We start from the raw sequence: 26,732 nt of genomic DNA on the forward strand, positions 1-26,732 counted from the left end.
AATCGGCCATGCTGACACGGCTGAAGGGCGGTCACGTCGTCGATCCGGCGAATGATCGTGATGGCGTTGGTGACGTCTTCATCGAAGACGGGACGGTAGTCGAGGCGCCCGCGCCCGCAAGAGAGGCCGACGAGACGATCGACTGCACCGGCCTCGTCGTCATGGCGGGCGCCATCGACATCCATTCGCACATCGCCGGCGGCCATGTGAACACGGCGCGCCTGCTCCTGCCGGAGTGGCACAGGGCGTTTTCGTCGCGGCCCGGCGAGACGGCGCTGTCGAAGGTCGGCTGGACGACGGAGGAGACCGGGCTTCGCTACGCCGAGATGGGCTTCACCACGGTGGTCGAACCCGCCATGGCGCCGTCCTCGGCCCTGCATGCCCATCTCGAACTGGCCGACACGCCGATCATCGACAAGGCGACGCTCGTCGTCCTCGGCAATGACGATCTCTTGCTCGAGATGATCCGCGCTGGCGAGAGCGACGCCGCGATCGCCGACTACGTGTCCTGGACGGTCGCCTCCAGCCGGGCACTCGGCGTCAAATGCATCAATGCCGGGGGCTCGGCGGCCTTCAAGGAGAACGTCCGCAAATTCGACTTCGACGACGTGGTGCCCGATTACGGCGTCTCGTCCCGCCAGATCATGAAGACGCTGCAGAGCGCAGTGAAGACCCTCGGCATCCCGCACCCTTTGCATGTCCACTGCAACAATCTCGGCGTGCCCGGCGCTTCCTCGGACGCGATCGAGGCGACGATCAAGGCCGCCGAGGGCGATCCTCTGCATCTCGCCCATATCCAGTTCTACGGCTATGGCACCGAGGGCAAGCGACGGTTCTCCTCGCGGGGGCAGAAGCTTGCCGAGCTCGTGAATGCGACGAAGGAGGTCACCGTCGATATCGGCCAGGTCATGTTCGGTCAGACCGTGACCATTTCGTCGGACGAGCTGCGCCAGTTCGCCGGGGCGAAGCAGGCGAGCCCCGGCAAGAGCATCATCTTCGACCACGAGGCCAATGGCGGCGGCGTCGTGCCGATGGACTACAAAAAGAAGAGCTTCCACAACGCCCTGCAATGGGCGATCGGGCTCGAGCTATTCCTGTTGATCGAGGATCCGTCCCGCGTGTTCTTCACGACGGACCACCCGAACGGCGCGCCCTTCACCACCTATCCTGACATTTTCGCGCTTTTGATGGATCGGGGCGTGAGGGCCCGATGGCTCGAAGCGCTGCCGAAATCGGTCGCGAAGATGACGTCGCTGCCCGAGATCGAGCGCGAATACACGCTTGGCGAGATCGCGACGATGACGCGAGCTGCCCCAGCAAGGCTGCTGGGGACGGCCGATCGTGGCCATCTGGGCGCTGGCGCCGTCGGCGATGTCTCGGTCTACCGGCCGGGCGACGACAAGGCGGCGATGTTCGCGAGGGCCGCCTATGTCCTGAAGGACGGGGATCTGGTCGTGCGCGATGGCGCGGTGGTCAAGCGCAAGTTCGGCCGGGCGCTCACCCTCAGGCCGGAACCGGACAAGGCGATGCAGACCCGTCTCGACCGGTATTTCGACGACAAATATGGGCTGTCCTCCCGATGGTTCGAAGTGCCCGAAGGCGCGCTCGGACGCGAGGAGCCGTTCAAGGTGATGCCATGCCGGGCGTGAACGAGACATTGGTAGGTGAGGGCGGCGTCGCGTCGGTCGTCAACGGCGTTCGTATCGACGACGGCTTCGCCGAGGCCTTTCCCATGGCCGGCACGGCCCTGCAGATCACCGCCGTCAACGAGAAATGGGCTCTGGAGGCGGCCCGCTCGATGACCGGTTTTGCCACCTCGGTCATCGCCTGCGGCTGCGAGGGCGGGATCGACCGCGTCCTTTCGCCGGAGGAGACCCGCGACGGCCGGCCGGGCGTGCGCGTCCTGTTTTTCTCCTTCGATGCCGGCGGGCTCGAAAAGCAGGTCACCACCCGCCTTGGCCAGTGCGTCCTCACCAGCCCGTCATCGGCCTGCTACGCCGATCTCGAAGGCGAGGCGGAGATCGATCTGGGCTCCGGGATCCGCTATTTCGCCGATGGCTGGCAGATCTCGAAGAAGTTCGAGGGTAGGCATTTCTGGCGCATGCCTGTCATGGAGGGGGAGTTCCTCTGCGAGGCGCGCACGGGCGTCACCACCAACGGCGTCGGCGGCGGCAATCTCCTGATCATGGCCGCGACGAGCGCCCAGGCGCTGGCCGCATCGGAAGCCGCCATCGCCGCCATGCGCAAGGTGCCAGACGTGATCATGCCGTTTCCCGGCGGGATCGTGCGCTCCGGCTCGAAGGTCGGCGGCAAGTACGAGGGCATGATGGCCTCCACCAACGACGCCTACTGCCCGACGCTAAAGGGCGTTACGAAATCCGAGCTCGGGCCGGAGATCGGCTCGGTGCTGGAGATCGTGATCGACGGGCTGACGGCCGGGGCGGTGTCCGATGCGATGCGCGTCGGCATCAAGGCGATCACCGAACTCGGGCCGCAGGACGGGGCGTTGCGGATCGGCGCCGGCAATTACGGCGGCAATCTCGGGCCCCATCATTTCCATCTGAAGGATCTGCTCCCATGACCGGGCTGACCTTTCGCAAGAAGAGCGAGCCGCAGGAGCGGCTGGACCTGTCGCCACTGGTTCCGTCGCGGCTCAAGGGCCTGACGCGGAAGGACATGGCGGGGGTCGTCGTCGGAACCACGCGGCTGCGCCTGACCGTCGGAGACCTGTTCGACATTTCCGGCGACGATGCGGCCGAGATATGCTTCGAGGGCGGTTCGCCGCGTTTCGACCGGATCGGCGAGGCGATGGATGCCGGCGAAATCCGCGTCGATGGCGACGCCGGCAACCGGCTCGGGCGGGCGATGAGCGGCGGTCGGATCACCGTCGAGGGCTCGGTCGGTGGCCATGCCGGCTCGGCGATGTCCGGTGGCGTGATCCGTATCGCGGGCGATTGCGGCGAGCGCCTCGGCGGCCCGCTGGCGGGCGAGATGGCCGGCATCAAAGGCGGCACGATCGTCGTTGCCGGCAAGGCCGGGCCTCGGGCCGGCGATCGCATGCGCCGCGGCGTGATTTCGATCATGGGCGATGCCGAAGACGATGTCGGCAGCCGGATGATCGCCGGCAGCATCATCGTCGGGGGGCGGGCGGGCGGCACACCCGGCCGGCTGATGAAGCGCGGCACGCTGTTCCTGTGCGGCGGGGCGGAGCATCTCGCGCCGACCTTTCTCGACAACGGGCCGGCCGATCTCCTCATTTTCAGCGTGATGGCGCGGGAATTTTCAAAAGGGGTGGTCGGGCCGGTCGGGTTCGACGGGATGGCGATGCGCCGGCTTGGCGGCGACACGGCGGTTCTGGGGCTCGGCGAGATCTTCCTGCCGCTTTGAGCCGGCGGCAAGGCGAGGGCATTTGGCATCCGCTGCCCGTCGTCCAGTGGCAGTTGGCGCCGCGAAACCGGCGAATATGCCCTGTCGAGCGCCGGATGGCCCGCTGCGGCACCGCGCCGCCTGCCACCATGCATCCATGTCGCTATTTTCTGCGAAACTCCGGGACCTGACCCTTGCACGGTGGGCGCCGTGTTGATCGGAAGGAAACGCAGCCGATGATCGATCTCGTCATGACCGTCTGCCTAGTCGCCAACCCGGCGAGCTGCAAGGAGGAGCGTCTGACGTATCAGGCGCGGGGAACGACGGCGCAGTGCATGATGCTGTCCTCGCCCTATGTCGCCGAATGGGCCGGCAATCACCCCAAATGGAAGGTGACCAAGTGGCGCTGTGAATGGCCCGGGCAGCGGCAGGATCCGATCTGACCGGCGACGGGCCAGCCGTCTGACGGCTCCCGGGCGTAACGCCGACCCGGCGAGACTCGACCGGTTGACCTTGGGGCTCCTTGACCGTTCGTTGCGCTTTCCACTTCGGCGTGACGCCCCATAATGCAGCGGGGCACCCGTCTGGAACGAGAGTATCACGAATGGCCGCACATCCCCCCGTCTGCGAGTTCGGCTGGCCGGCCGTCGATGCCGAGCTTCCCGGCGTCGATGGCAAGAAGCACAGGATCTTCGAATGTCGCGGCGAGAACGGTCTGCTGGTCGCCTTCATCTGCAATCACTGCCCCTATGTGAAGGCGGTGATCGACCGGCTGGTCCGCGACGCCGCAGAGCTTTCCGCGATCGGGATCGGCACGGTCGCGATCTCCTCCAACGACGCCGAGGCCTATCCTCAGGACTCGTTCGAGAACATGAAGCGCTTTGCCCAGGCCCACGGGTTTTCGTTCCCCTATCTTCATGACGAGGACCAGAGCGTCGCGCGGGCCTATGGCGCCGTCTGCACACCGGATTTCTTCGGCTTCAACAAGGCGCTGAAGCTGCAATATCGCGGCCGGATCGACGCGTCCCGCAAGGAGGAGGCGCCCAAAGGCACCGCCCGCGACCTCTTCGACGCGATGCGACGGGTCGCCGAGACGGGAGAGGGACCTTCCGGGCAGATCCCCTCGATCGGCTGCTCGATCAAATGGAAGGAGGCCGCCTGATGGCCCGCGCCGACTGGCCGAAGGCGGTTCTGTTCGATCTTGACGGAACGCTGATCGATTCGGCGCCGGATCTTCACGCCGCGCTCAATCAGACGCTGGAGAGCTATGGCGAGCCGCCCTTCACGCTCGAGGCGGTCACGCGGATGATCGGCGCCGGCGTGCCAAAGCTCGTTGAGCGCGCCTATGCCGCGCTGGACAAGGAGCTCGATCCGGCGACACGCGACAGGATCGTCGATCGCTTCCTCAAGATCTACGAGCCGCGCAGCACCGAACTCACGACGCTCTGCGCCGGCGCCAGCGAGGTGACGCGAAGCCTGAAGGCCGATGGCCGAAAGATCGGCATCGTCACCAACAAGCCCGGCCATGCGACGAAGGAGATCCTGCAGCATTTCGGGCTCTTCGAGCTGATGGATATCATTATCGGCGGCGATGCCGGGCCGCCGACCAAGCCGGCGCCGGGGCTCCTTCTTCTCGCCTGCGAGAGACTCGGCCTCGATCCCGCCGATGTCGTCTTCGTCGGCGACAGCGAGAACGATGTCGGGGCGGGGAAAGCCGCGAAGATCACCGTCGTCGCCGTCATCGGCGGCTATACGACTCTGTCGCCGGAAGAGCTTGCCCCGGATGCCGCGGTCGACAGCCTCGCTGATCTGCCGGCTTTGTTCCAGACGCTTCGCTGAGACAGTAGCGCCAGAGATGCTGGCGGCCAATTCCGTAAGGAAAACGAACCTTATCTGGGCAAATCCAGTTGCGCCAATCGTCCACGCGACTTGCGGCTTGCCCGCCGTATTTGATTTTCTTTTCAATGCCCTAGATGTTTACCCTAGATGCGGCTCGCACTGTTGCCGGAACGCGGCGGGAGATCGGGCAATCATGATGAACTACAGAAGAGCCGAGGACAGCATCCTCGTTGCGACAATCGGTCTATGGCTCGTGGTGGTTGCAGTAGCCTGCGCACTGAGCGGATAATGCACGTTCGCGGTGATTCGCGCGAGGCGATTCAGCGCGGGACGGTGTTCGCAAGAGGTGGCGGGCGTAAAAAAGCTTATGCAGCCAAAGAGTTTAGGCAAACTTGGCGATCTGGTGATGCAACCATTTACCGGCGCTTGGACTTTTTGCGGAGCGACTTGAATCACAACTCTTGCCGACGGGCGGGCAGGGAGGAGACAACATGCCGAGGATCGACGACGCGGCCGAGATCCGGGCTCTTGCATACCAAATCTGGGAACAGGAAGGCTGCCCCACCGGGCGCGAGCACGAGCACTGGGCCGAGGCCAATCGGATCTATGCCGAGCTTCACCCGGTCGATGCAACGCCCGTCATGGCGCGGGAAATCGAGCCGGAGGCGTTCACTGCCGGGCTCTCGGAAGTCGAACGACTGAGACAGGCTCTGTGGACACCCGAGCCCTTCGGCAGAGAATTTTATCCCAACGAGGTCGTCTCACAGCGACCGGCCTGGCGGCGTCCGAGGCCGATGCCGGATCCGGCGATCCTGCAGGACGCTCCGCCGCGCATGCGCCGAAGCGGCTGAGCTGGATCGAGCGACCGGAACTGGCGGCAAGCCCATGGCTGGTGCCGCGGTGCTCGAGCGAGCGCCGCGGACAGGGCATAATCAGCTGCGCTTGTCTTTTTCCTTGAGCTGCGACCAGGTGTTCTGCTGGTCCAGCATCGACTGCAGGAACGCGACATTCGCCTCCGCCTGCTGCGGGTCGAGTTCGGCGCTGGCGATCTGTTTGGCCTCGGCGAAACGTCCCTGCAGGCCGACGACCAGCGCCAGGTTCTGACGCACGCGGCTGTCGACGCCGCGCTGTTGCACCGCCTGCTTTAGATAGCGCTCGGCGGAGGCGAGGTCGTTCGTCAAAACGTAGGACATGCCGAGATTGGACAGGACGGTCGGCTCGTTCGGCTGAATTTCGAGAGCCTTGCGATAGAACGTCCGCGCCTCGTCCGATTTTCCCATCTGATCGAGGATCGCGCCTTCGGCTGAAAACAGCCGCCAGTCCGGTCGATCCGGCGTCTGCGCGCGGCGGATCGTCTCGAGCGCCTTGGGAAGATTGCCCGCTGCCGCCAAAGCCTTTCCATAAGCGGACAGGACATCGCGATCGTCCGGATGGGCGATGGCGACCTGCTGCATCACCGCGAGCGACTGGTCGTTGCGGCCGACCATCTGCAGGAGGGCTGCGTAGGAGAGCCCGGTGCCCTTGTCCTTGGGATTTTTCTGGTAGGCCTGCCCGTAGGATCTGACGGCGCCATCGAGTTGCGCGGCCGGAACCCCCGAAGCCGGCTGTCCCGTCTGCGCCGGATTGCTGCGACCGATGGAGCCCGTCGTTTCACTCGAGACGGAGGCGCAGCCCTGAATCGCCAAAAGCGCCAGCGTTGCGGCGCAAATGCCGCCGCGCTTGAAGTGCCGCGTCGGACGGTGGGCGCGCAGGGCCATCTGATCATCTCCATCGTGAAAATCTTGTCGCCGACCCGCCGTGAGAGCCGGTTTCGCGGACGACAATATTTCGTTAACCCTAACGAGCGGTTAACCACATGGCTGGGTCGGGCTCGTCAAAAACCCTTTCGCAATGTCCGCGCCAGCCTTCGTTCTGCCGCATGGAAGGGCCTTACGAGACCTTCCATAAACGGCGCATTCCTCTCGGAGCTTTCCATAATGACCATCAAGCTTACCTCTCGCCCCGCAGCCGGATCGCGCCCCATACGCGCCGTGACGCCTGCCGGCCTGGACAGTCTTTCCGGATCCGAGAGTAAGTGGGCGAAGACGATGCGCTTTTCCGGGGAGGCGGGGTCGTTCCTGGTCGTGCCGGGCGAGGGCGGCGAGCCCGTCTCGGCGCTTCTGGGGATCGGGGCGTCCCAGAAAGACGCTTGGCGCAAGGCCGCCGTCCCGTTCAGCTTCGGCGCTCTTTCTGGCAAGCTGCCGGCCGGGCAATGGCATGTCGAAGCCGACGACGGTGCCGGGGACCCGACGCTGCGCGCGCTCGCAATGCGCCTCGGCGGCTACCGCTTTTCGCGCTACAAGGCGGCGGCCGGGAAGGACGAGGCCGATGTCGAGGTCTTCGCCGGAGAAGAGGCAGACCTAGAAGAGGCGAACCGCCTGGCCGACGCGGTCTTTCTGGCGCGCGATCTGATCAACACGCCGACGAACGATCTCGGACCCGCCGAACTCGAAGCCGCCGCGCGCAAGCTTGCCGACGAATTCGGCGCCGAGTTTTCGGTCATCACCGGCGACGAGCTCCTCGCCCGAAACTTCCCGATGATCCACGCCGTCGGCAGGGCGAGCGCCGATGCGCCGAGGCTGATCGACTTTTCCTGCGGCCGCGCCGACGCGCCCAAGGTGACACTGGTCGGCAAGGGTGTCTGTTTCGATACCGGCGGCCTCGACATCAAGCCGTCCTCCTCGATGCTCCTGATGAAGAAGGACATGGGCGGCGCCGCCAATGTGCTCGGACTTGCCCGCCTGATCATGGCGAGCCGGCTCGACGTTCGTCTGCGGGTGCTGATTCCGGCGGTGGAGAACTCGATCTCCGCTTCGGCCTTCCGCCCCGGCGACGTGCTTCAAAGCCGCAAGGGCAAGACGGTCGAGATCGGCAATACGGATGCCGAGGGCCGGCTGGTCCTCGCCGACGCCCTGACACTCGCCGATGAGGAGACGCCGGAGATCCTGATCGACATGGCGACGCTGACGGGCGCGGCGCGTGTGGCGCTCGGCCCGGACATGCCGCCCTTCTACAGCTCCGATGCGGAGTTTTCGGCGAGCCTTGCCGCAGCGTCGGTCGCCGTTGCCGATCCGGTCTGGCAGCTGCCGCTCTACCAGCCCTATGCGGAAAACCTTTCCTCGAAGATCGCCGACATCAACAATGTCACCAGCGACGGGTTCGCCGGGTCGATCACGGCCGCGCTGTTCCTCGAAGGCTTCGTGGAACGGGCCAAGAGCTGGGCGCATTTCGACGTCTATGGCTGGAGGCCGAAGGCTTCGCCGATCGGACCCGTCGGCGGTGAGGCTCAGGCAATCCGCGCGATCTATGCCGTGTTGCAGCAGCGCTTCGGGACGGTGTCCTGAGCGTGATCGTCCGGCAGGCGGGCTGACATGGCCTTAGAACGGGGCCTTCGAACGGGGCCCTCGAAAGGGGATGAGAATGTCCGATGGACTGAACCCTCGGCTGAACGCCTTTCGCGGCGATCTGGCCGATGCTCGGTTGGAAGGAAGGGTCGAGGCCGAGCGTTTCGTGAAGGGGCAGGCGCAGCGCGTGGTCGTGCCTCTCGCGCCGCTCAGGCGCCGGCCGCATGACGAGGCGCCGCTCGACACGGAACTCCTGATGGGCGAACGCGTCCTCGTCTTCGAGACGACGACGGACGGCTGGTCCTGGGTGCAGGCCGAAGCCGACGGCTATGTCGGTTATCTTCCGGCCTCCTGCCTCGGGCCACAGGACGATCGGGTTCCCACCGCGCGGGTCGTGGCTCCGCGAACGCTGGTCTTCTCCGGCCCGGACATCAAGCTCAAGCCGCTCGGCGCCCTGCCGATGGGAGCCCTGGTGACGGTGACGGGCGGCGCGAGCGACCACAACGCCGACTATGCCGAGCTTTCCTCCGGCGGCTACGTCGTGGTGCAGCATCTCGCCCCGCTGGATGCGCTGCAGGCGGATTTCGTCGCGGTGGCAGAGAAATTCCTCGGTGTCCCGTATCTGTGGGGCGGCAAGAGCGTGCTCGGCATCGACTGTTCGGGCCTCGTCCAGATCGCTCTGGAGATGACCGGGCGGCGGGCGCCGCGAGACAGCGGCGTCCAGGAGCGCGCACTTGGAACGCGGCTCGCCGGCATCGAGGGGCTGCAGCGCGGCGACCTCGTCTTCTGGAAGGGCCATCTCGGGATCATGGCCGACGGACAGCATCTCCTCCATGCCAATGCCCATCACATGATGACGGCGATCGAGCCGTTGTCGAGCACGGTCGAGCGGCTGGAAGCAAAAGGGGTTCCCGTCACCAGCATCCGGCGGCTTCAAGCCGGCTGAGGCGAAATGGCGAGGTCGCGCCGTTGGCTCGGCGGGACTGATCGTCTAGTTCTCGTCCTATGGGCGCCCCTGTGTGTGAGGCGCCGATGGGAGGAAGAGATGAGCGATAAGATTGCGGTTGTGACCGGCGGCGGGACGGGCGTCGGCAAGGCGATCACCAGGGCACTGGTCGCCGACGGATTTCAGGTGGTGATCACCGGCCGGCGCGAGAGTGTGCTGAAAGAGGCTGCCAAAGAGATCGATGCAAGCGCGGTTCATGCCGTCGCCGCGGACGTCTCCGATCGGGCCGCCGTCGCGACGCTGTTTGCGAGGGTCGAGGAGAAGTTTGGCCGGCTGGATCTCCTCGTCAACAATGCCGGCGTCTTTTCGCCCTCCGTGCCGCTCGAGGAGCTGCCGGCGGAGGAGTGGAACAAGGCCGTCGGCGCCAATCTCTCCGGCTCGTTCTTCTGTATCCAGGAAGCCTTCCGCATCATGAAGGCGCAGAGCCCGCGCGGCGGAAGGATCATCAACAACGGCTCGATATCGGCAACGACGCCCCGGCCGAATTCGGCGCCCTATACGGCGACCAAGCACGCCATCACCGGCCTCACCAAGGCGGCTTCCCTCGACGGGCGCAAGTTCGACATCGCCGTCGGCCAGATCGACATCGGCAATGCCGCGAGCGAAATGACATCGAAGATGTCCGGCGGCGTCATGCAGGCGAATGGCGAGATGCGCCCCGAGCCGACCATCGACGCCGCCCACATCGCGCGGGCGGTTTCCTACATGGCGAGCCTGCCGCTCGATGCGAACGTCTTCACCATGACCGTGATGGCCAACCAGATGCCCTTTGTCGGGCGTGGCTGAGCGACAGGCCGGCGCGCCCGCCAGAAAGCTCGCGCCGGCTGTCCTTCGCCGAATCTGCCGCTGATAGGAGGCAGCGGCGAGACGACAATCAGAAGAATTCCGCCTTGTTCGTCTCGGAGAACATCCGCTCCAGATTGAGGAAACAGATCATCTCGCCCTGCTGGGGGATGATGCCCTCGACGAAGCTCTTGTCGAAGCCCGAATTCATTTCGGGCACGGGCTGGATCACTTCGGTGGCGACCGAGAGGATGTCGGAGACGCGATCGACCATCAGGCCGAAGATGGCGCCGCCGAGCTCGGCGACGACGATGGCGCTGCGCTCGGTGGGCTCGGAGCGGCCGAGGCCGAGCTTGCGGGCGGTATTGATGACGGGAATCACTGCGCCGCGCAGATTCATCATCCCCATGACTTCGGGCGGGGCATGCGGCAGCGGCGTCGACTTGGCGTAGCCGCGGATCTCGCGGATCGACGTGGTGCGCACGCAGAACTGCTGCTCGCCGAGATAAAAGGCGATGATCTCGATCGGGGGCTCGCTCGCGTGGCTTTGGCTGGCGGGGGCTTCTGCTGTCATCATTTCATTGGTTCCACTGAAAGTGTTGCGCGGATTGCCACTTGGTTCGTGCGCTCGCCTTGAGAGTTTCGGTCACAGATGCTGGTGTGTTCGGCTTGAAGTGGCTCTCTTCGCCGGAAAGGCGCGAAGGCGAGGCTGAATTTCCAAAACACCACACGAAATCAGATCTTCACCGCGTGTCCTTTCGATACCGAAATCCGTTGCGTCACGTTCCGGCACTCGGCCGGATGTCGGCAGCGGAATGTTAGCAGGCAAAACCTTATCGGTTCTTTCTGGCGCTTGGCTGGAGGGAGCGGCTAGACACCGATGGGAAGCTGCGCGGTGGCGATAGCGGCAGGTTGCAAGCAGGCGATGGCGATGAATTTCTCCGTCGCTTTTCAGCCCGCATCAAGGCATAAGGGCGCAGTCGTGCGGCCGGTATGGATGTTCGCGGATTATGACTGCCATGCTCGCAAACAGCGCTTCGATCGATGCACTTGATCCATCCCGTGAAAAAGAACCGCTGGCCCGTCTGCGGCCGGCGACCGCGGAAGACATCGATGCGCTGGTCGCGCTCGAAGAGGCCTCCTTCGTCGCGGACCGCATCACCCGCCGATCGTTCAGAAACCTCATCGGTTCGCCGAGTGCGCTCATCATCGTTGCCTGTGGCGGCGACCAGCGCACGCTCGCCGGCTATGCCGCGCTGCTGTTTCGCCGGGGCACCGCGCTGGCGCGGCTCTATTCGCTCGCGGTGGCGGTCGGCGCCGCCGGAAAGGGCATCGGTCGCGCGCTGTTGAAGGCCGCCGAGACCGAGGCCTTCGAGCGCGACCGCATCCTCTTGCGGCTGGAGGTGCGCGAGGACAACGAGCGGGCGATCAAGCTCTACCGCGCCAACGGCTATCGGCCGATCGGTCGCTATCTCGACTATTACGACGACCACATGCCGGCGCTGCGCTTCGAAAAGACCCTGCGCGGCGAAAAGCTCTTCGAGACCGGCGTTCCCTATTACGAGCAGACCACCGATTTCACCTGTGGGTCATGCTGTCTGATGATGGCGATGGCGCGGGACGTGCCGGGATTTCGTCTCGATCCGGTGATGGAAATCCGCCTCTGGCGCGAGGCGACGACGATTTTCATGATGTCCGGCCCTGGCGGCTGCGACCCCTTTGGCCTCGCCGTCACGGCCCATGAATTCGGCCTCGATGCGCAGATACACGTCTCTCAGGCCGGCGATCTCTTTCTCGAGGGCGTCAGAAACGTCCACAAGCAGAAGGTGATGATGCTCGCCCAGGAGGATTTCCGCCGGCGGGCCGCAGAGTATGAGATCCCGACCGTCGTCGAGCCGTTCACCCTCGATCTGCTCTCGGCTCATCTGAAGAAAGGCGGCACGGCGATCGTGCTCGTTTCCGGCTACCACATGTTCGCCAAGAAGGTGCCGCACTGGGTGCTCGCCCATGGGGACGATGGTCGCCATATTGTCATCCACGACCCCTGGGTCGCTGACGAAAAGGGCGAATCCATCGCCGACGCGGCCTATTTGCCGCTGCCTTATGCAACCTTTGACAAGATGGCGCGCTTCGGGAAGTCCGTCCTGCGGGCGGCCGTTTTTCTCTCACCGCGCCGGAGCTGAACCTCCTTCATGTCCCAATGGGTCGTCCTCGCCGGTCGCTTGTCCGACCTCGACAACAGCGCCACCCCGCACAAGGTGATGACCAGCCGGGACTATCTTGCCCGTCCCGGCCTGTTTCGCGGACAGCGCCCGAAGATCATCAATCTGTCGCGCAGCTACACCTATCAAAGCCGGGGCTATTACGCCTCGCTGCTGGCCGAGGCGCGTGGCCATCGCATCATTCCCTCGGTCGAGACGATGATCGACCTGTCGGAGAAGAAGCTCTACGAAAACGCGCTGCCCGAACTCGATTCCGTGCTTCGCAAGGCCTGTGCCAAAGGTGAGACGGTCTCGTCGCCGATAAGAATCTATTTCGGCTATGCCTGCGACGCGCGGCTCGAGCGATTTGCCAAGCTGGTCTTCGACTGGTTTCGGGCGCCGGCACTCGACATTCACATCGAACCGAACGCCGCCGTGCCGACCATCAAGCGGATTGCGTTTTCGCCGCTCGGCAAGTTCGACGACGGCGAGATGGCGCGGCTCTATGCCGCGATGGAGCGCTATACGGCGCGTGAATGGCGCGCCGCCAAGACCAAGACGCCGGCGAAATACGCCTTCGCGACCCTCTATGATCCCCGCGAGGAGCTGCCGCCGTCCTCGGTCGATACGCTCAAGCACTGGTCCCGGGTCGCGGCCCGGCTCGGTGTCGACGTCGAGCCGATCACCAGAAAGGACCTGCCGCGGCTCGCCAATTTCGACGCCCTGTTCATCCGCGAGACCACCTCGATCTCCAACCATACCTATCGCTTTGCCCGCCGGGCGATGCAGGAGGGGATGCCGGTCATCGACGATCCGATTTCGATGATCCGCTGCACCAACAAGGTCTATCTCAACGAGCTGATGGCGGCGAACGCCGTCGCCTGTCCGCAGAGCCTGATGATCGCCGGCCGCGAGGACCTCAAACGCGCCGCCGACGAACTCGGCTTTCCGATGGTGCTGAAAATTCCCGACGGCTCGTTCTCGCGCGGGGTCAAGAAAGTCGCCGATTTTGCCGGCCTCGAAACTTTGGCGACGGCGTGGCTGGAAGATTCCGACCTTCTGATCGCGCAGAAATTCATGCCGACGAAATTCGATTGGCGGATTGGCGTTCTGGGCGGCGAGCCGCTCTTCGCGGTCCAGTATCTGATGGCCAACAACCATTGGCAGATCATCAATCACGAGACCGGCGGTCGCCCGCTCGAAGGTGGCTTCAAGACCTTCTCGCTCGGCGATACGCCGCCTCACGTCCTCGATGCGGGGCTGCGAGCCGCCCGCTGCATCGGCGACGGGCTTTACGGCGTGGACCTCAAGGAAACCGACGACGGGGTCTTCGTCATCGAGGTCAACGACAACCCGAACCTCGAACACGGTGTCGAGGATCAGGTCGAGAAGGACGAGGTCTGGACCCGGCTCACCCGCTGGTTCATCGACCGGATCGAGCGGTAAATCGAGCCGCCTCGATTTTCGAGCGCGGGCTCGCGTTCCTCGAACCGCGCTCTCTCGTCAGGCCTCGCGCATGTGATCCGCGCGGCCGCGCGCGCCGACGATTTCGATCGAGGCGGAGGGAGCGCTGAACCAGTAGGCGGTCCTGGAGCCCGAATAGCCCGTATTGCTCCACGAGCCGCCGAGCCGGACAGCATTGGGCTGGCTGAATGTCTGGCCTCGGCCCTCGGTGTTGTCGCCCCAGTTATTGGCATAGGGGCCGCCGAATGCATTCCCCCAGACCCAGAGGCAGCCGGTCGCCTGGGTGACGCCCCATTTCGAGGTGAATTTGCGATCGTGGTTCGATGCGCCGACATTGGTCGTTGCAAGGCCGGTCGTCACCGGATCGCTGCCGCGCGATGCCGCTTCGAGCGTTCCGAACGCTGCGGCAGAAAAATCGCCGTAGCCGAGCAGCCGCTTGCCCACGGACGAGAGCAGTTCCGTCGCCTCGTACCAGGTCAGCGAGCCGTAGGTCGCAACGCCGTCGCCGCCGAACATCCCCGGCACTTTCGGTGGAACCGATCCGGTGGCGATCGTCGCGCCGGCGCGCGATGATCCGTCGACGTCGACATTGGTGCCGGTCAGATAGATGTCGCACCAGAACTGGCCCGCCACCAGCGCCATGCCGCGCGGATCGGCGCAGGCCGGCCGCCATTTCAGGTCCCACAGGCTGTAGGGATTGATCTGCGGTGTCCCATCGCCGCCGGTGTTGTAGCCCCCGGCATTTCCGCCGGCCGCATAGTGGAAGCCGCCGACTTTCCGGCTGTCCGCCGTCGTATGTCCGGACGGCGCCTGAAAATTCGCGTCCGCTTTGACCGACCCGTCGGAGCAGACATAGATCGCGTAGTCGGTCCCTGGAACGAGCGCCGGCATCTCGACGGCGGTCGGCGCGGCAAACGCGTGAACGAAGCCGGCGACGCCGACAAGCGTGCCCGCCTTCATGTTGAGTGTTCCCGTTCCGGTTCGCGTGAAGGCGACGCTCGCGGGGTCGGCTTTGCGGAAAAGGCCCGCCGCCAGATGCTCGAGCGCGGCCGTCTGGGGGAAGGTGACGCGCCCCGTCGTCCGCTCGACCGCGATCGCATCGTGGAACGTCGCGCCATCGGGAGAGACCTTGAGGCGGAAATCGTCGTCGCCGTAAAGCCCCATCAGGGCGCGGGTCGACCATCCGCTCTGGAAATTGAAGCCGGCATCCTTGCCGGCACCCTCCTTGTTGAACGTGCCGAGCACGCTGCCATTGCCGCTTCCCGACACGTCGTCATGACTGATGAGGACGGCGGAGGTCTTCACGGCAAGGCGATTGTTGTCGTCGGCCGCGGTGTTGACGCCGAGACGCGAGAGCGTGCCGGACGAGAACTCCTCGGCGCCCGGGACGGCGGATGTCCAACCGGCCCCGTCGTGAAGGAGCAGTCTGCCCTCGGATGAACACCAGGCCCGCCATCCCGCCCGCGGTTCGAGGAACATCCAGGCGCCGTCCTGCCAGACCGCGACGTTGCCGCCTTGTCCGATCCAGTCTCCCGAGGCGCTGCTGGAGACGATGTAGCGATCGCCGGCGAGGGGATCGGCCGGCGGCTCGGTCAGGTCGCGGGCGTGGACGGCGAGATGGACGAGGGCATCGAGCCGGATCAGCGCGTCGTTGTGCGTGACGTGCTTCTGGGCTTGATCGGCGAGGATGACGGGAAGGGCGAGGCGATCCGTTGTGTCGGGCATGGTTAGGTCCTTGTGGAGAAGAATCTTCGCAAGGATCGCCTGTGATCGGGCACCCGCGGATTACTTTTCCAAAAATGCCAAAAATTGAATCAATGATTTCCCATATAAAACAGAGGTTTTTATAAAAAACATGAGAGATTGCTTGATCTTGGATATCCTCGGTTTCGACGGAGCGGCGCGGCCGATCCGGGCCGACGGCCCGCGCCAACCCGCTCAGGCGAACAGCGCCCACAGGAGCGGCAGGAGGATCGCGGTCGCCAACGCGTTGAGCCCCATGGCGAGACCGGAAAATGCTCCGGCCGCCTCGCTCTCCTGGAGGGCTCTCGCCGTACCGATGCCGTGAGAGGCGGTGCCGAGGGCGAAGCCGCGCGCCGTCGGATCGCCGATCTTCAGGCGGTCGAGCAGGAGCGGACCCAGCGAGCCTCCCAGAATGCCCGTCACGATGACGAAGACGGCGGTGAGCGAGGGCAGGCCGCCGAGCTTTTCGGCAATTCCCATCGCGACCGGCGCGGTGACGGATTTCGGCGCCAGCGAGACCAGGCTGACGTGATCGAGCCCGAGGACGTAGCCGAGGCCGAGCGCCGTGCCCATCGCCGTCAGCGAGCCGAGGAGAAGGCTCGCAACGACGGCGATGGCGCTCTTCCTGACCTTCTCGAACTGCCGGTAGAGCGGGATCGCCAGCGCGACGGTCGCCGGCCCGAGCAGGAAATGGATGAACTGCGCGCCCTCGAAATAGGTCCGATAGGACGTGCCCGTCGCAACGAGGATCGCGACGAGGGCGGCGACGGCAACGAGCACCGGATTGAGCAGCGCCGGCCGCTTGGCCCGGACATAGAGCCACACCGCCGCCTGGTAGACGACGAGGGTGAGCGTCAGGGCGAGCAGGGGGCTTGCCGCGAGATAGACCCAGATGTCGGAGATCGTTTCGGGCAGCATGTTATTGCCCCCTTCCGGCCGGGGCCTCCGGGCCGTCCTGCCGTCCTTTGCCCATCAGCTTCATGGCGAGCGCCGTGACCGCGATGGTCACGAGCGTCGAAACGACGAGGGCCACGATCACCGGCAGCGCCTCGTCTTCCAGCCGCGCAGCATGCTGCATGATGCCGACGCCGGCGGGCACGAACAGCAGCGAAAGGTTCGAAAGCAGCGTATCGCCGACCGCGCCGATGTCCTTCGGCACGCCCTTGCGGATCGCAAGGACCGCGAACAGGATGACCATGCCGATCACCGGCCCGGGAAGAGGCAGGCCGCTCGCGGCGGATATCGTCTCGCCCGCGAGCTGGCAGAGGAGAATGGCGGTGAGTGCCTGGAGCATGGGAAGACCTTATCGAGCGGGACGTTTGCCGACGATGCCATGTTAGCGATGGATTGCGCCGCAGCAATGCGGAGATGGGGATAGCAGCCGTGCCGTGGCCGGTTGGACGAACGATGACCGCCTCCGAGATTTGAGCGCACCGCCCTTGTTCCATCCCGGCGAAGCCAAGTTAGACAAACGTCTCCCTTGATGCAGGTGTGTAAGTGTTTAAGTGTGCATTTGGAGAGCGGCCAGAGAGGATGGCGCAATGAGCAAATACGATCCCCTTGGCGTCTATCTTGGTACTCAACACAAATCTCGCATCACGATGACGTTTCGTGAGATCGAGCAGATCCTCACATTCCCGCTCCCGCGCTCGAAGCAGCACCGGGCGTGGTGGAGCAACAATCCCAGTAACAACGTCATGACATATCAATGGCTGAAAGCCGGCTACGAGACCGAGGCCGTCGATATCGCCGGCGAGCGGTTGACGTTCCGACGTGCTGGGGGCGGGGCGTTCCCGGTGTCAGCGCCGGAGCCCAGCGGAGGCAGCGACGATGTGGCCGCTGAGCGCGACGACGCCCTCCCGAAGCGCGACCCGATTTTCGGCTGCATGAGCGGAACGTTGAAACTCCTGGATGGTGTCGATCTGACCGAGCCGTTCGAATCGGACTGGTCCGAGAGCTTGTCACTGTGACCGATCAGTCGCTGCTTCTCGATACCTGCGCGGTCATCTGGCTTTCGCAGGGAGTGGAGGTCTCTGATGCGGCAACAGAAGCGATCGCGGAGGCTCGCAAGTCCGGCGATGGTGGAGTGCGGGTTTCCGTCATGACCGCTTGGGAACTCGGAATGCTCGTCGCGAAGGGACGGTTGCCGGCCAGCTTGCCGGCTGATCGGTGGTTCGAGCAGTTCGTTCGCGTCGGTGGCGTTCGGGTCGAGACCGTCACACCTTCGATCCTCGTCGCCTCGTCATTCCTTCCCGGGACCGTGCATGGCGATCCAATGGATCGGATCATCATGGCGACGGCCAGGGAGCACGGTTTGACGATCTTGACCCGAGACCGGGGCATCCTGTCATACAGTGCTGCCGGTTATGTACGAGCGATCGCCTGCTGAACAGGCGACAGCCCCGGTGGTGAGTCCTTTTTGAGCCGCTACGCACTCCTGTCGCTGAATGACGGTGACAAGTTGAAATGCGCCCCCATCTCGGACGGCGCCTGTGCTATCGCTGTCGGTTCCGCGATCACTCGAAAGTCCCATGCGCTTCCCACCATCCTTCCTTGACGAGATAAGAGACCGGGTGCCGATATCCGAGGTGATCGGTCGGCGGGTGACCTTCGACCGCAAGAAATCCCAGCCGGGGCGCGGGGATTACTGGGCCTGCTGTCCGTTCCATGGCGAAAAGACGCCGTCCTTCCACTGCGAGGATCAGAAGGGCCGCTACCACTGCTTCGGCTGCGGCGTTTCGGGCGATCATTTCCGGTTTCTCACCGAGCTCGAAGGCCTGTCCTTTCCTGAAGCCGTCGAGCGGCTGGCCGGCGAGGCGGGTCTTGCCATGCCAGAGCGCGACGCGGCGTCCGAAGCGCGCGAGGCAAAGCGCGGCACGCTCCTCGACGCCTTGAGCGAGGCGGCAGCGTTCTTTCGCCAGCAACTGCACGAATCCGATGGCGCGAAAGCCCGGGCCTATCTGCGCGACCGGGGCATGGATCCGCGCACGCAAAGCTCGTTCGGCCTCGGCTTTGCGCCGAATTCGCGCAATCGGCTGAAGGAGCATCTGGCCGGCAAGGGGCTCGGCAAGGACGAGATCGAGGGCGCTGGCCTCGTCGTCCATGGCGAGGGGATCTCGGTTTCCTACGACCGGTTTCGCGACCGCATCATGTTTCCGATCCTCGATGCCGGCGAAAAGGTCGTCGCCTTCGGCGGCCGGGCGATGGCCGCGGACGCGCAGGCGAAATATCTGAACTCCCCGGAGACCGAGGTCTTCCACAAGGGCGAGATGCTGTTCAATCTCGCCAAGGCTCGCAGAGCCGCACGCGATGCCGGAACCTTGATCCTCGTCGAGGGCTACATGGACGTCATCATGCTGGCGCAGGCGGGTTTTCATCACGCCGTCGCGCCGCTCGGCACCGCGATGACGGAGCGCCAGATCGAGCTTCTCTGGCGCACGGCCGGCGAGCCGATCCTGTGCTTCGACGGGGATGCGGCGGGGCTGAAGGCCGCGAACCGCGCCGCCGAACTCGCAATGCCGCTTTTGAAGCCCGGCCGATCCTTGCGGTTCGCGCTGTTGCCGCAGGGCAAGGATCCCGACGATCTCGTGCGCGAGGGTGGCCCGGAAGCCTTCACGCAGGTGCTTTCGGCCGCAAGACCGCTGGCAGATCTCGTCTGGATGCGCGAGACGCAGGGCGGAAATTTCGACACGCCCGAACGCCGGGCCGAGCTCGAATACCGGATGAAGGGCCTGTTCCGCACGATCGGCGACGAAGCGGTGCGCCGCCATTATCTCGACGACCTTTCGGCGCGCCTGTCGAGCTTCTTCGGCTCCGGCCATCGCGCCGAGCGGGGGCAGCGCGAGGGATGGAAAGGCCGGGACGCAGGCAATCGCGGCGGCTCGGGCTATGGCCGGCGCGACGGCCCAAAGGGGCGGGGACAGCCGGGCCGCGCGGCGATCTCCGATCGTCTGGCGCGCTCGCGGTTGGCCTCCTCGGCAAATTTGCCGGCCGCTTCCCTCCGGGAGATCGCGATCGTCGTCGGTTTCGTCAATCATCCGCTTCTGATGGAGGAAGAGTTCGAGATCTTCGCCGCTCTCGATCTGCCGAATGGTGATCTCGCCCGCCTTCGATCCTCGGTGCTGGATGCCCACGCCACCAATCCGCCCCACAGCCGGGACGAGCTTCTGGCCCAGTTGCGCGCTCACGGCACGGCCGGTCTGTTCGAGGCTTTCGAGACGAAGCTGAAGGCGGTGCGGCTCTGGCCGGTCCTGGCCGATGCGGCGCCGGAGGATGCGCGTGAGGCGCTGAAGCAGATGTTGCAGCTGCAACACAGGTTTCTGGCGCTTCGCCGCGAGCTCAAATTCGCCGAGGAGGCATTTGGTCGCGAGGTGAACGATGCGACCTATGCCCACATGATGGAAATCAAGAGCGAGATCGAGCGCGTCGACGGCACGGAAGCGCTGATCGACGGCTTCGGCCTCTTGTCAGGACGGCCGATGAAGTCCATTTGAGGGGTCCGGTGGGAGCTCTGGTCGAGTGTGGGACGTGGGCAAAACCCCGCAATATCGCCCAAGACCATCGCGGATCGGTGCTTGACAGAACACAGTTGTTCGGTCGAGAGGGCGAACTATCAGACGCCAGAGCTTGAAAGATCGCGCGACTGCGCCTTCTTAAAGGCGCCTCGCGGCAAAAGTGCCGAATTGTCACGCCAAGCCGCGGTCGAGTTATGGTTAAGCCGTCGTTAACGGCACATGTTGCATTTGGTGGCCGAGCTGGTCGCAGCGTGGCGACCGCCCCTGACCTTTGAAAAAGGGGCCCGCCCGACGGGCATGCGAACTGGAGAATGAAACGTATGGCGACAAAGGCCAAGGAAAGCGAAGCAGCCGTCGAGGAGCGTAACGACAACACGCCGGACGGACCGCTGCTCGACCTTTCGGACGACGCCGTCAAGAAAATGATCAAGGCCGCGAAAAAGCGCGGCTTCGTGACCATGGACAAATTGAACTCGATGCTTTCGGACGACGTCACGTCCGAGCAGATCGAGGACATGATGGCCATGCTCAACGACATGGGCATCAACGTCGTCGAGGACGACGAAGAGGGCGGCGAGGAAGAATCCGAAGAAAAGGAATCGACCGAAGTCGCCGAGGCCGGCACGACCCAGGTCGCGACGACCCCCAAGCGCGAGGCGGGAGACCGCACCGACGATCCCGTGCGCATGTATCTGCGCGAGATGGGGTCGGTCGAGCTGTTGTCGCGCGAGGGCGAGATCGCCATCGCCAAGCGCATCGAGGCCGGCCGCGAGACGATGATCGCCGGGCTTTGCGAAAGCCCGCTGACCTTCCAGGCGATCATCATCTGGCGCGACGAGCTCAACGAAGGCAACATCATGTTGCGCGAGATCGTCGATCTCGAAGCGACCTATGCCGGCCCGGAGGCCAAGACCCCGGCCGCGCCTGCCGTCGAGGGGGGCGCTGCGGCGCCGAACGGGGCCAATGGCGCGAACGGCGCCGGCGCCGAGGCATCCTCCGGCGAGCGGATGAATGGCGACGGCGCGCAGGCCGGGACCGACGATGACGACGACGAGGACGATCTCGAGAACAACCTGTCGCTGGCGGCGATGGAAGCCGAGATCCTGCCGCAGGTCATGGACATCTTCGACCAGATCGCCGAGGGCTACCGGCGTCTGCGCAAGCTCCAGGATCAGCAGGTCGAAAACCGTCTCGCGGCCCAGGGCACCCTGTCGCCGAGCCAGGAGCGCTCCTACAAGAAGCTGAAGGAAGACCTCGTCGCGGCGGTCAAGAGCCTCTCGCTCAACCAGAACCGCATCGATGCCTTGGTCGCCCAGCTCTACGACATCAACAAGCGCCTCGTCGGCAACGAAGGCAAGCTCCTGCGCCTCGCCGAGTCCCACGGCGTCAAGCGCGAGGAATTCCTGCGCGAATATCAGGGCTCCGAGCTCGATCCGAACTGGACCCGCCACGTCGCCAATCTCTCCGGCAAGGGCTGGCTGAAATTCGTCCAGAACGACAAGGACGGCATCAAGAATCTCCGCCAGGAGATTCAGAACCTCGCTACCGAGACGGGCCTCGAGATCACCGAGTTCCGCCGCATCGTCCAGATGGTCAAGAAGGGCGAGGCCGAGGCGAGGCAGGCCAAGAAGGAGATGGTCGAGGCGAACCTTCGGCTCGTCATCTCGATCGCCAAAAAATATACGAACCGCGGCCTGCAGTTCCTGGATCTCATCCAGGAGGGCAATATCGGCCTGATGAAGGCGGTGGACAAGTTCGAATACCGCCGCGGCTACAAGTTCTCGACCTATGCGACCTGGTGGATCAGGCAGGCGATCACCCGTTCGATCGCCGATCAGGCCCGCACCATCCGCATTCCGGTGCATATGATCGAGACGATCAACAAGATCGTGCGAACCTCGCGCCAGATGCTGCACGAGATCGGCCGCGAACCGACCCCGGAAGAGCTGGCCGAAAAGCTCGCCATGCCGCTCGAAAAGGTCCGCAAGGTCCTGAAGATCGCCAAGGAGCCGATCTCCCTCGAAACGCCGGTCGGCGACGAGGAGGATTCACATCTCGGCGACTTCATCGAGGACAAGAACGCCATCCTGCCGATCGACGCGGCCATTCAGGGCAATCTGCGCGAGACGACGACCCGTGTGCTGGCTTCGCTCACGCCGCGCGAGGAGCGCGTTCTCAGAATGCGCTTCGGCATCGGCATGAACACCGATCACACGCTGGAAGAGGTCGGCCAGCAGTTCTCGGTGACAAGAGAGCGCATTCGCCAGATCGAGGCGAAGGCGCTGCGGAAGCTCAAGCACCCGTCGCGCTCGCGCAAGCTCAGAAGCTTCCTCGACAGCTGACATCCTGCGACAGAGATCGATGACGGCCCGTGTGATCTGACGATCGCGCGGGCCGTCTCCGTTTCTGCCTGCGCGATCGATGGTCGGGTCGCGCCCGGTCGCGACAGTCGCCACCGTGCGGGTGTTCCGCAAAGCCCGACATGGGCGGGACCCGAGGATGCCGGGCCCGGCCCCTCAGCCTTGCCCTCGGCCGCCCTGGGGTATAGTTGGCTGCCCCTCAGGGGGGCGGCTTGGCGCGATTGTCCCGACATTCGCCTTCGGCCGACCGAGTAACTCAGAGTACGAAGGGCCAGAGGACCATGCTTCCAAGGATCGCCGTGATCGGCTGCGGGCAGTGGGGACAGAACCACGTTCGAACTCTTGCCGAGATCGGGGCGCTCGCCGCAGTCGCCGACCGCAATCTCGAGAGGGCGGAAGTCTTTGCCGAGCGCCATGGCGTCGCCGCCATGGACCCTGACGAGGCGATCGCATCGTCCGAGATCGATGCTCTCGTCCTGGCCCTGCCTGCCAGCGTTCACGGGCCCGTAGCGCGCGCGGCCTTCGCGGCCGGCAAGGACGTCCTGATCGAAAAGCCGATCGCGCTCGACGTCGCCGATGCCGAGCTGACGGCCGCTGTCGCCCGCAAGGCCGACCGCATCCTCATGGTCGGCCATGTCCTGCGCTTTCATCCGGTGTTCCAGAAGCTCGTCGCCACCGTGGCGGAAGGGCGGATCGGCACGGTGCGCCACATCATCGCCAATCGCATGGGGCTCGGCCGCTTCCTCGGCATGGATGTCGTCTGGGATCTCGCCCCCCACGACCTTTCGCTGATCCTGAAGATGGCCGGTTCCATGCCGCTCTCGGTCACGGCCATGCGCCGGACGGTCATGTCCGATGCGACCGACATCGCCGACATCCTCATGGAGTTCGCCGGCGGGCTGAAGGCCGAGGTTCACGCCTCGCGCGTCTCGCCCTATCGCGATCGGCGCTTCTCGGTGATCGGGACCGAGGGCATGATCGTCTTCGACGACCTCGCGCCGGAGGGGGAGAAGCTCGGTCTCTATCCCCATAAGGTCTGGCGCGACGGGGCGGTCTTCGCCTTCGAGAATGCGCCGGTCACCTATCTGCCGGTTTCGCCCGGACTGCCGCTCGACCGCGAGCTTCGGCACTTCATCGACTGCATCGTCAACCGCCGTCAGCCGGAGACCGGCGCGGATGAGGCCGTGGAGACGGTGCGGATTTTGAACGAGGCGTCTCCGCTGGGGTGAGTGTGGGGTGGGGGCTTGCGGCTGGCGTCTTACCCCCCTCTGTCCTGCCGGACATCTCCCCCACAAGGGGGGAGATTGATCTTGCTTCGGCGACAGTGGTCTTCCTGCAGCGTTTCCGTTCTGCACTGGCATTTCAGCAAAGAGCGACGGCACTGAAGCTGCCGATCTCCCCCCTCGTGGGGGAGATGCCGGCAGGCAGAGGGGGGCGCACAGCCGCTGCCTGTCAGAACCCACCGGCCAAAACCACAAAAACCAGCCTCGAGCGAAACCCTACGCGCTCGCCGCGACCGCTTCGCGTGCAGGAAGGCGGCCCGCCGGAAGGCTTTCCGCGATGACGCCGCCGCCGAGCACTTCGGCGCCGGCCTCCATGCCGTCATAAAAGACGCAGGCCTGGCCGGGCGCGACGCCGTCTTCGCCGAGAACCAGCTCGACCTCGACCGAGCCCTCGTCGACCGCGACGATGCGCGCGGGAGCGGGCGGGCGCGTCGAGCGGACCTTGACGAAGAGATCGCCTTCGGCGCCGAGATACGCCTCTGGCGTCCGCTCGCCGAGCCAGTTCACGTCGCGCAGGCGAATGCGCCGCGTCATCAGCGCCTCGCGCGGGCCGACGGTCACCGTCGCGTTCGCGGCATCGAGTGCCACGACGTAGAGCGGATCACCGGCGGCGATGCCGAGGCCCCGGCGCTGGCCGATGGTGTAGTGGACAATGCCCTCGTGCCGGCCGAGGACGCGGCCGTCGAGATGGACGATGTCGCCCGGCTCGCCCGCCTCTGGGCGCAGCTTGCGGATGACATCGAAGTAGCGGCCCTTGGAGACGAAGCAGATGTCCTGGCTGTCAGGCTTGGCCGCAACGGAAAGCCCGAAGCGCTCGGCGACCTGCCGGGTCTCGTCCTTGGTCATGGTGCCCAGCGGAAAGCGCAGGAAGTCGAGCTGCGCCTGGGTGGTGCCATAGAGGAAATAGCTCTGGTCGCGGTCGAGGTCCTTCGGCCGGTACATTGCCCGGTGGGGGCCGCGCTGGCGGGTTTCGATGTAGTGGCCCGTCGCCAGCGCGTCGGCACCGAGATCCTCGGTCGTGGCGAGAAGATCGCGGAACTTGACCGTCTGATTGCAGGCGACGCAAGGGATCGGCGTCTCGCCTGAGAGATAGCTGTCCGCGAAGGGGTCGATCACGGCCTTCCGGAAACGCTCCTCGTAGTCGAGCACGTAATGGTCGATGCCGAGCGTCTCGGCGACACGGCGGGCGTCGTGGATGTCCTGGCCGGCGCAGCAGGCGCCGGCGCGCCGCGGCGCTGTTCCGGCGTCGTAGAGCTGGAGCGTGATGCCGACGACATCGTAGCCGGCCTCGGCGAGCAGCGCCGCAGTCACCGACGAATCCACGCCGCCGGACATGGCGACGACAATTCGGGTCTCGGCCGGAGGCTTGGCGATATCGAGGCTGTTCAGCGAAACGTGCGGGGACATGCTCGGACCTTTGTGACGTCCGTTTCGTTCGCGCGTCTGAAAATCTTGAAAAGCGGCGAGCCGAAACAATCGTTCCGATGCCATATCGGCGATTTGCGCCGCCCTTTCAACGCATGGATGGGGCGCAAATTTGGCAAGCAAGGTCAAGTTTCGACCTTCAGGCATGCGAGTGCACTGAGTTCGCCAAGGATTTTCAGCAACTTCTTATCGAAACCTTACGCGTGGCTTGACTCTTTTTTTAGAAGCCGGGCGTACGCTCAGCCTGATTGGGTCTGTGATTAGAGTATCAGCGTATCGAGAGTGCAATGACCGATCAGGTTAGACCACGGGTAAAATATGTCATCGGGCCGGATGGAAGCCCGCTGACACTGGCGGATTTGCCGCCGACCAACACGAGGCGATGGGTGATCCGTCGCAAGGCGGAGGTCGTCGCGGCCGTCAGGGGAGGGTTGCTCAGTCTCGACGAGGCATGCTCCCGCTACACGCTGACTGTCGAGGAGTTCGTCTCCTGGCAGATGTCGATCGATCAGCACGGCCTGGCCGGGCTTCGGACGACCCAGCTTCAGGAGTATCGCCGCAAGGTGGATCTCCACTGACGCGGCGGGCGACGAGATCGCCCGGCGCGTTTGATCAGTGCCTTACATCGCCGGGCGAGCCGCAAGGCCGCCGGGCGCATAGCCACTTCGAGAACTCTGTCGGCCCATGCCCCTGCAAGCAGGGCACGCCCGTGGCGTTTGAGAGGATTAGTTTGACCGTCGATCGTGCCCGCCACAGCTCGTGCCGGCGATCGATTCTGCCCGCCGCCGATCATGGTCGGGCACTCCCCCTCAGGCGCAGAAGCGCTCGGCCGTCTCGCCGCCGTGCGATCTCGAGGTCGGTGACGCGAGAACCCGGCCGATATGGCGGCGGATATCGACGAGGCTGAACGGCTTGTCGATCACTCCAACGATGATCGCCGCCAGATCCTCGGCCGCTTCCTTCTGCTCCGCATAGCCGGTCATCAGCTGTATGCGCAGGCCGGGCCACCGGCTGGCTGCGGCATGGGCGAGTTCGATCCCGGTCATCGCCGGCATGCGGATGTCGGACAAAAGCAGATCGAAGGCGCCGTCGTGCTCCTCGAGCATTTCGAGGGCAAGTTCGCCGTCCTCGACGGAAATGACCTCATGGCCTTCCAGACGCAGCGCACGCTCCACCAGGAGGCGCACACTCGTGTCATCTTCTGCGATCAGCAGTTTGGCCACGTGAAACTCCCTCAATCATCGACGAATCGATAGATATACGACCTTCGCCGAAATCACTTGTGTGGAGCTTGCTTTTAATGAATTGCGCGAAGCGCTGCGACAACGACGCCGGGTTTTCCCCAAAGCTTTACCGTCGCGTGTT

Annotated in this window: 25 protein-coding genes; 18 read left to right on the forward strand and 7 right to left on the reverse strand. The window is 64.7% G+C overall.

Annotation, left to right across the window (positions count from 1 at the left end):
* Positions 1-8: 8 nt before the first annotated feature.
* From J6595_RS05990 to J6595_RS06020, 7 genes are all read left to right on the forward strand, one after another.
* A complete protein-coding gene (locus J6595_RS05990; RefSeq protein ID WP_209593546.1) occupies positions 9-1,649 on the forward strand; it encodes a formylmethanofuran dehydrogenase subunit A in 1,641 nt (546 codons plus the stop codon).
* On the forward strand, positions 1,637-2,581 hold the full coding sequence (gene fhcD, locus J6595_RS05995) for a formylmethanofuran--tetrahydromethanopterin N-formyltransferase (protein WP_209593547.1): 945 nt from the start codon (positions 1,637-1,639) through the stop codon (positions 2,579-2,581). The genes J6595_RS05990 and fhcD overlap by 13 nt, the downstream gene beginning before the upstream one ends.
* Entirely contained in the window at positions 2,578-3,387 is an 810-nt protein-coding gene (locus J6595_RS06000) for a formylmethanofuran dehydrogenase subunit C (protein ID WP_209593548.1), read from the forward strand. Before fhcD ends, J6595_RS06000 begins: the two co-directional genes overlap by 4 nt.
* Positions 3,388-3,602: 215 nt before the next feature.
* Positions 3,603-3,809 carry a hypothetical protein gene (locus J6595_RS06005; protein WP_209593549.1) on the forward strand — a complete coding sequence of 69 codons (207 nt, stop codon included), beginning with the start codon at positions 3,603-3,605 and terminating at the stop codon, positions 3,807-3,809.
* A gap of 161 nt (positions 3,810-3,970) precedes the next feature.
* Positions 3,971-4,528 (forward strand): thioredoxin family protein, encoded by a 558-nt coding sequence (locus J6595_RS06010; RefSeq protein ID WP_209593550.1) that lies wholly within the window; start codon positions 3,971-3,973, stop codon positions 4,526-4,528.
* Positions 4,528-5,205 carry a phosphoglycolate phosphatase gene (gene gph, locus J6595_RS06015; protein ID WP_209593551.1) on the forward strand — a complete coding sequence of 226 codons (678 nt, stop codon included), beginning with the start codon at positions 4,528-4,530 and terminating at the stop codon, positions 5,203-5,205. The genes J6595_RS06010 and gph overlap by 1 nt, the downstream gene beginning before the upstream one ends.
* A 491-nt stretch (positions 5,206-5,696) precedes the next feature.
* Positions 5,697-6,056 (forward strand): DUF2934 domain-containing protein, encoded by a 360-nt coding sequence (locus tag J6595_RS06020; protein WP_209593552.1) that lies wholly within the window; start codon positions 5,697-5,699, stop codon positions 6,054-6,056.
* A gap of 81 nt (positions 6,057-6,137) precedes the next feature.
* Here J6595_RS06020 and J6595_RS06025 read toward each other — a convergent pair whose 3' ends face one another.
* On the reverse strand, positions 6,138-6,962 hold the full coding sequence (locus J6595_RS06025; protein WP_209593553.1) for a tetratricopeptide repeat protein: 825 nt from the start codon (positions 6,960-6,962) through the stop codon (positions 6,138-6,140).
* A gap of 219 nt (positions 6,963-7,181) precedes the next feature.
* On the opposite strand from J6595_RS06025, the gene J6595_RS06030 reads away from it, so the two are divergent.
* The 3 genes from J6595_RS06030 (at position 7,182) to J6595_RS06040 (ending at position 10,380) form a co-directional block, all read left to right on the forward strand.
* A complete protein-coding gene (locus tag J6595_RS06030) occupies positions 7,182-8,588 on the forward strand; it encodes a leucyl aminopeptidase family protein (RefSeq protein ID WP_209593554.1) in 1,407 nt (468 codons plus the stop codon).
* 76 nt (positions 8,589-8,664) lie between these two features.
* Positions 8,665-9,534 (forward strand): C40 family peptidase, encoded by an 870-nt coding sequence (locus J6595_RS06035; RefSeq protein ID WP_209593555.1) that lies wholly within the window; start codon positions 8,665-8,667, stop codon positions 9,532-9,534.
* 99 nt (positions 9,535-9,633) lie between these two features.
* Positions 9,634-10,380 carry an SDR family oxidoreductase gene (locus tag J6595_RS06040; protein WP_209593556.1) on the forward strand — a complete coding sequence of 249 codons (747 nt, stop codon included), beginning with the start codon at positions 9,634-9,636 and terminating at the stop codon, positions 10,378-10,380.
* Between the two features lie 88 nt (positions 10,381-10,468).
* Here the strand turns inward: J6595_RS06040 and J6595_RS06045 are convergent, their stop codons facing one another.
* Positions 10,469-10,954, reverse strand: a complete 486-nt coding sequence (locus J6595_RS06045; protein ID WP_425342127.1) for a chemotaxis protein CheW — start codon at positions 10,952-10,954, stop codon at positions 10,469-10,471.
* Between the two features lie 442 nt (positions 10,955-11,396).
* On the opposite strand from J6595_RS06045, the gene J6595_RS06050 reads away from it, so the two are divergent.
* Together J6595_RS06050 and J6595_RS06055 are read left to right on the forward strand one after the other, a co-directional pair.
* Positions 11,397-12,560 carry a GNAT family N-acetyltransferase/peptidase C39 family protein gene (locus tag J6595_RS06050; protein ID WP_209593557.1) on the forward strand — a complete coding sequence of 388 codons (1,164 nt, stop codon included), beginning with the start codon at positions 11,397-11,399 and terminating at the stop codon, positions 12,558-12,560.
* 9 nt (positions 12,561-12,569) lie between these two features.
* A complete protein-coding gene (locus J6595_RS06055; RefSeq protein ID WP_209593558.1) occupies positions 12,570-14,024 on the forward strand; it encodes a RimK family protein in 1,455 nt (484 codons plus the stop codon).
* 57 nt (positions 14,025-14,081) lie between these two features.
* Here J6595_RS06055 and J6595_RS06060 read toward each other — a convergent pair whose 3' ends face one another.
* From J6595_RS06060 to J6595_RS06070, 3 genes are all read right to left on the reverse strand, one after another.
* Complete coding sequence (locus tag J6595_RS06060; RefSeq protein ID WP_209593559.1) at positions 14,082-15,767, reverse strand: DUF2793 domain-containing protein; 1,686 nt, start codon at positions 15,765-15,767, stop codon at positions 14,082-14,084.
* A gap of 213 nt (positions 15,768-15,980) precedes the next feature.
* On the reverse strand, positions 15,981-16,703 hold the full coding sequence (locus tag J6595_RS06065; protein WP_209593560.1) for an LrgB family protein: 723 nt from the start codon (positions 16,701-16,703) through the stop codon (positions 15,981-15,983).
* Between the two features lies 1 nt (position 16,704).
* Positions 16,705-17,079: a CidA/LrgA family protein gene (locus J6595_RS06070; RefSeq protein ID WP_209593561.1), complete on the reverse strand. Its 375-nt coding sequence runs from the start codon at positions 17,077-17,079 to the stop codon at positions 16,705-16,707.
* 247 nt (positions 17,080-17,326) lie between these two features.
* Between J6595_RS06070 and J6595_RS06075 the strand changes: the two genes are divergently transcribed.
* The 5 genes from J6595_RS06075 (at position 17,327) to J6595_RS06095 (ending at position 23,888) form a co-directional block, all read left to right on the forward strand.
* The gene (locus tag J6595_RS06075; protein WP_209593562.1) at positions 17,327-17,755 is read left to right on the forward strand and encodes a DUF7662 domain-containing protein; all 429 of its coding nucleotides are present in this window, start codon (positions 17,327-17,329) and stop codon (positions 17,753-17,755) included.
* Positions 17,752-18,174 (forward strand): type II toxin-antitoxin system VapC family toxin, encoded by a 423-nt coding sequence (locus J6595_RS06080; protein WP_342453109.1) that lies wholly within the window; start codon positions 17,752-17,754, stop codon positions 18,172-18,174. The genes J6595_RS06075 and J6595_RS06080 overlap by 4 nt, the downstream gene beginning before the upstream one ends.
* Positions 18,175-18,316: 142 nt before the next feature.
* Positions 18,317-20,278 (forward strand): DNA primase, encoded by a 1,962-nt coding sequence (gene dnaG / locus J6595_RS06085; RefSeq protein ID WP_209593563.1) that lies wholly within the window; start codon positions 18,317-18,319, stop codon positions 20,276-20,278.
* Positions 20,279-20,619: 341 nt separating this feature from the next.
* Complete coding sequence (gene rpoD, locus J6595_RS06090) at positions 20,620-22,641, forward strand: RNA polymerase sigma factor RpoD (protein ID WP_209593564.1); 2,022 nt, start codon at positions 20,620-20,622, stop codon at positions 22,639-22,641.
* A 299-nt stretch (positions 22,642-22,940) separates the two neighbouring features.
* The gene (locus J6595_RS06095) at positions 22,941-23,888 is read left to right on the forward strand and encodes a Gfo/Idh/MocA family protein (RefSeq protein ID WP_209593565.1); all 948 of its coding nucleotides are present in this window, start codon (positions 22,941-22,943) and stop codon (positions 23,886-23,888) included.
* Between the two features lie 270 nt (positions 23,889-24,158).
* Here the strand turns inward: J6595_RS06095 and mnmA are convergent, their stop codons facing one another.
* On the reverse strand, positions 24,159-25,349 hold the full coding sequence (mnmA, locus tag J6595_RS06100; RefSeq protein WP_209593566.1) for a tRNA 2-thiouridine(34) synthase MnmA: 1,191 nt from the start codon (positions 25,347-25,349) through the stop codon (positions 24,159-24,161).
* A 305-nt stretch (positions 25,350-25,654) separates the two neighbouring features.
* On the opposite strand from mnmA, the gene sciP reads away from it, so the two are divergent.
* A complete protein-coding gene (gene sciP, locus J6595_RS06105) occupies positions 25,655-25,945 on the forward strand; it encodes a CtrA inhibitor SciP (protein WP_209593567.1) in 291 nt (96 codons plus the stop codon).
* Positions 25,946-26,176: 231 nt separating this feature from the next.
* Here sciP and J6595_RS06110 read toward each other — a convergent pair whose 3' ends face one another.
* The gene (locus J6595_RS06110) at positions 26,177-26,590 is read right to left on the reverse strand and encodes a response regulator (RefSeq protein ID WP_209593568.1); all 414 of its coding nucleotides are present in this window, start codon (positions 26,588-26,590) and stop codon (positions 26,177-26,179) included.
* Between the last annotated feature and the right edge of the window lie 142 nt (positions 26,591-26,732).

Source organism: Jiella mangrovi, assembly GCF_017815135.1.
Classification (GTDB): domain Bacteria; phylum Pseudomonadota; class Alphaproteobacteria; order Rhizobiales; family Rhizobiaceae; genus Jiella; species Jiella mangrovi.

Excerpts from the sequence above, each read along its gene's own strand:
- J6595_RS06035 (WP_209593555.1), top strand. The coding sequence starts at position 8,665 with ATGTCCGATGGACTGAACCCTCGGCTGAACGCCTTTCGCGGCGATCTG.
- J6595_RS06030 (WP_209593554.1), top strand. The coding sequence starts at position 7,182 with ATGACCATCAAGCTTACCTCTCGCCCCGCAGCCGGATCGCGCCCCATA.
- gph (WP_209593551.1), top strand. The coding sequence starts at position 4,528 with ATGGCCCGCGCCGACTGGCCGAAGGCGGTTCTGTTCGATCTTGACGGA.
- J6595_RS06065 (WP_209593560.1), bottom strand. The coding sequence starts at position 16,703 with ATGCTGCCCGAAACGATCTCCGACATCTGGGTCTATCTCGCGGCAAGC.
- J6595_RS06005 (WP_209593549.1), top strand. The coding sequence starts at position 3,603 with ATGATCGATCTCGTCATGACCGTCTGCCTAGTCGCCAACCCGGCGAGC.
- J6595_RS06070 (WP_209593561.1), bottom strand. The coding sequence starts at position 17,079 with ATGCTCCAGGCACTCACCGCCATTCTCCTCTGCCAGCTCGCGGGCGAG.
- J6595_RS06025 (WP_209593553.1), bottom strand. The coding sequence starts at position 6,962 with ATGGCCCTGCGCGCCCACCGTCCGACGCGGCACTTCAAGCGCGGCGGC.
- J6595_RS06055 (WP_209593558.1), top strand. The coding sequence starts at position 12,570 with ATGTCCCAATGGGTCGTCCTCGCCGGTCGCTTGTCCGACCTCGACAAC.
- J6595_RS06000 (WP_209593548.1), top strand. The coding sequence starts at position 2,578 with ATGACCGGGCTGACCTTTCGCAAGAAGAGCGAGCCGCAGGAGCGGCTG.
- J6595_RS06010 (WP_209593550.1), top strand. The coding sequence starts at position 3,971 with ATGGCCGCACATCCCCCCGTCTGCGAGTTCGGCTGGCCGGCCGTCGAT.
- J6595_RS06045 (WP_425342127.1), bottom strand. The coding sequence starts at position 10,954 with ATGATGACAGCAGAAGCCCCCGCCAGCCAAAGCCACGCGAGCGAGCCC.
- sciP (WP_209593567.1), top strand. The coding sequence starts at position 25,655 with ATGACCGATCAGGTTAGACCACGGGTAAAATATGTCATCGGGCCGGAT.
- rpoD (WP_209593564.1), top strand. The coding sequence starts at position 20,620 with ATGGCGACAAAGGCCAAGGAAAGCGAAGCAGCCGTCGAGGAGCGTAAC.
- J6595_RS05990 (WP_209593546.1), top strand. The coding sequence starts at position 9 with ATGCTGACACGGCTGAAGGGCGGTCACGTCGTCGATCCGGCGAATGAT.
- J6595_RS06020 (WP_209593552.1), top strand. The coding sequence starts at position 5,697 with ATGCCGAGGATCGACGACGCGGCCGAGATCCGGGCTCTTGCATACCAA.
- fhcD (WP_209593547.1), top strand. The coding sequence starts at position 1,637 with ATGCCGGGCGTGAACGAGACATTGGTAGGTGAGGGCGGCGTCGCGTCG.
- mnmA (WP_209593566.1), bottom strand. The coding sequence starts at position 25,349 with ATGTCCCCGCACGTTTCGCTGAACAGCCTCGATATCGCCAAGCCTCCG.
- dnaG (WP_209593563.1), top strand. The coding sequence starts at position 18,317 with ATGCGCTTCCCACCATCCTTCCTTGACGAGATAAGAGACCGGGTGCCG.
- J6595_RS06075 (WP_209593562.1), top strand. The coding sequence starts at position 17,327 with ATGAGCAAATACGATCCCCTTGGCGTCTATCTTGGTACTCAACACAAA.
- J6595_RS06040 (WP_209593556.1), top strand. The coding sequence starts at position 9,634 with ATGAGCGATAAGATTGCGGTTGTGACCGGCGGCGGGACGGGCGTCGGC.
- J6595_RS06060 (WP_209593559.1), bottom strand. The coding sequence starts at position 15,767 with ATGCCCGACACAACGGATCGCCTCGCCCTTCCCGTCATCCTCGCCGAT.
- J6595_RS06050 (WP_209593557.1), top strand. The coding sequence starts at position 11,397 with ATGCTCGCAAACAGCGCTTCGATCGATGCACTTGATCCATCCCGTGAA.
- J6595_RS06095 (WP_209593565.1), top strand. The coding sequence starts at position 22,941 with ATGCTTCCAAGGATCGCCGTGATCGGCTGCGGGCAGTGGGGACAGAAC.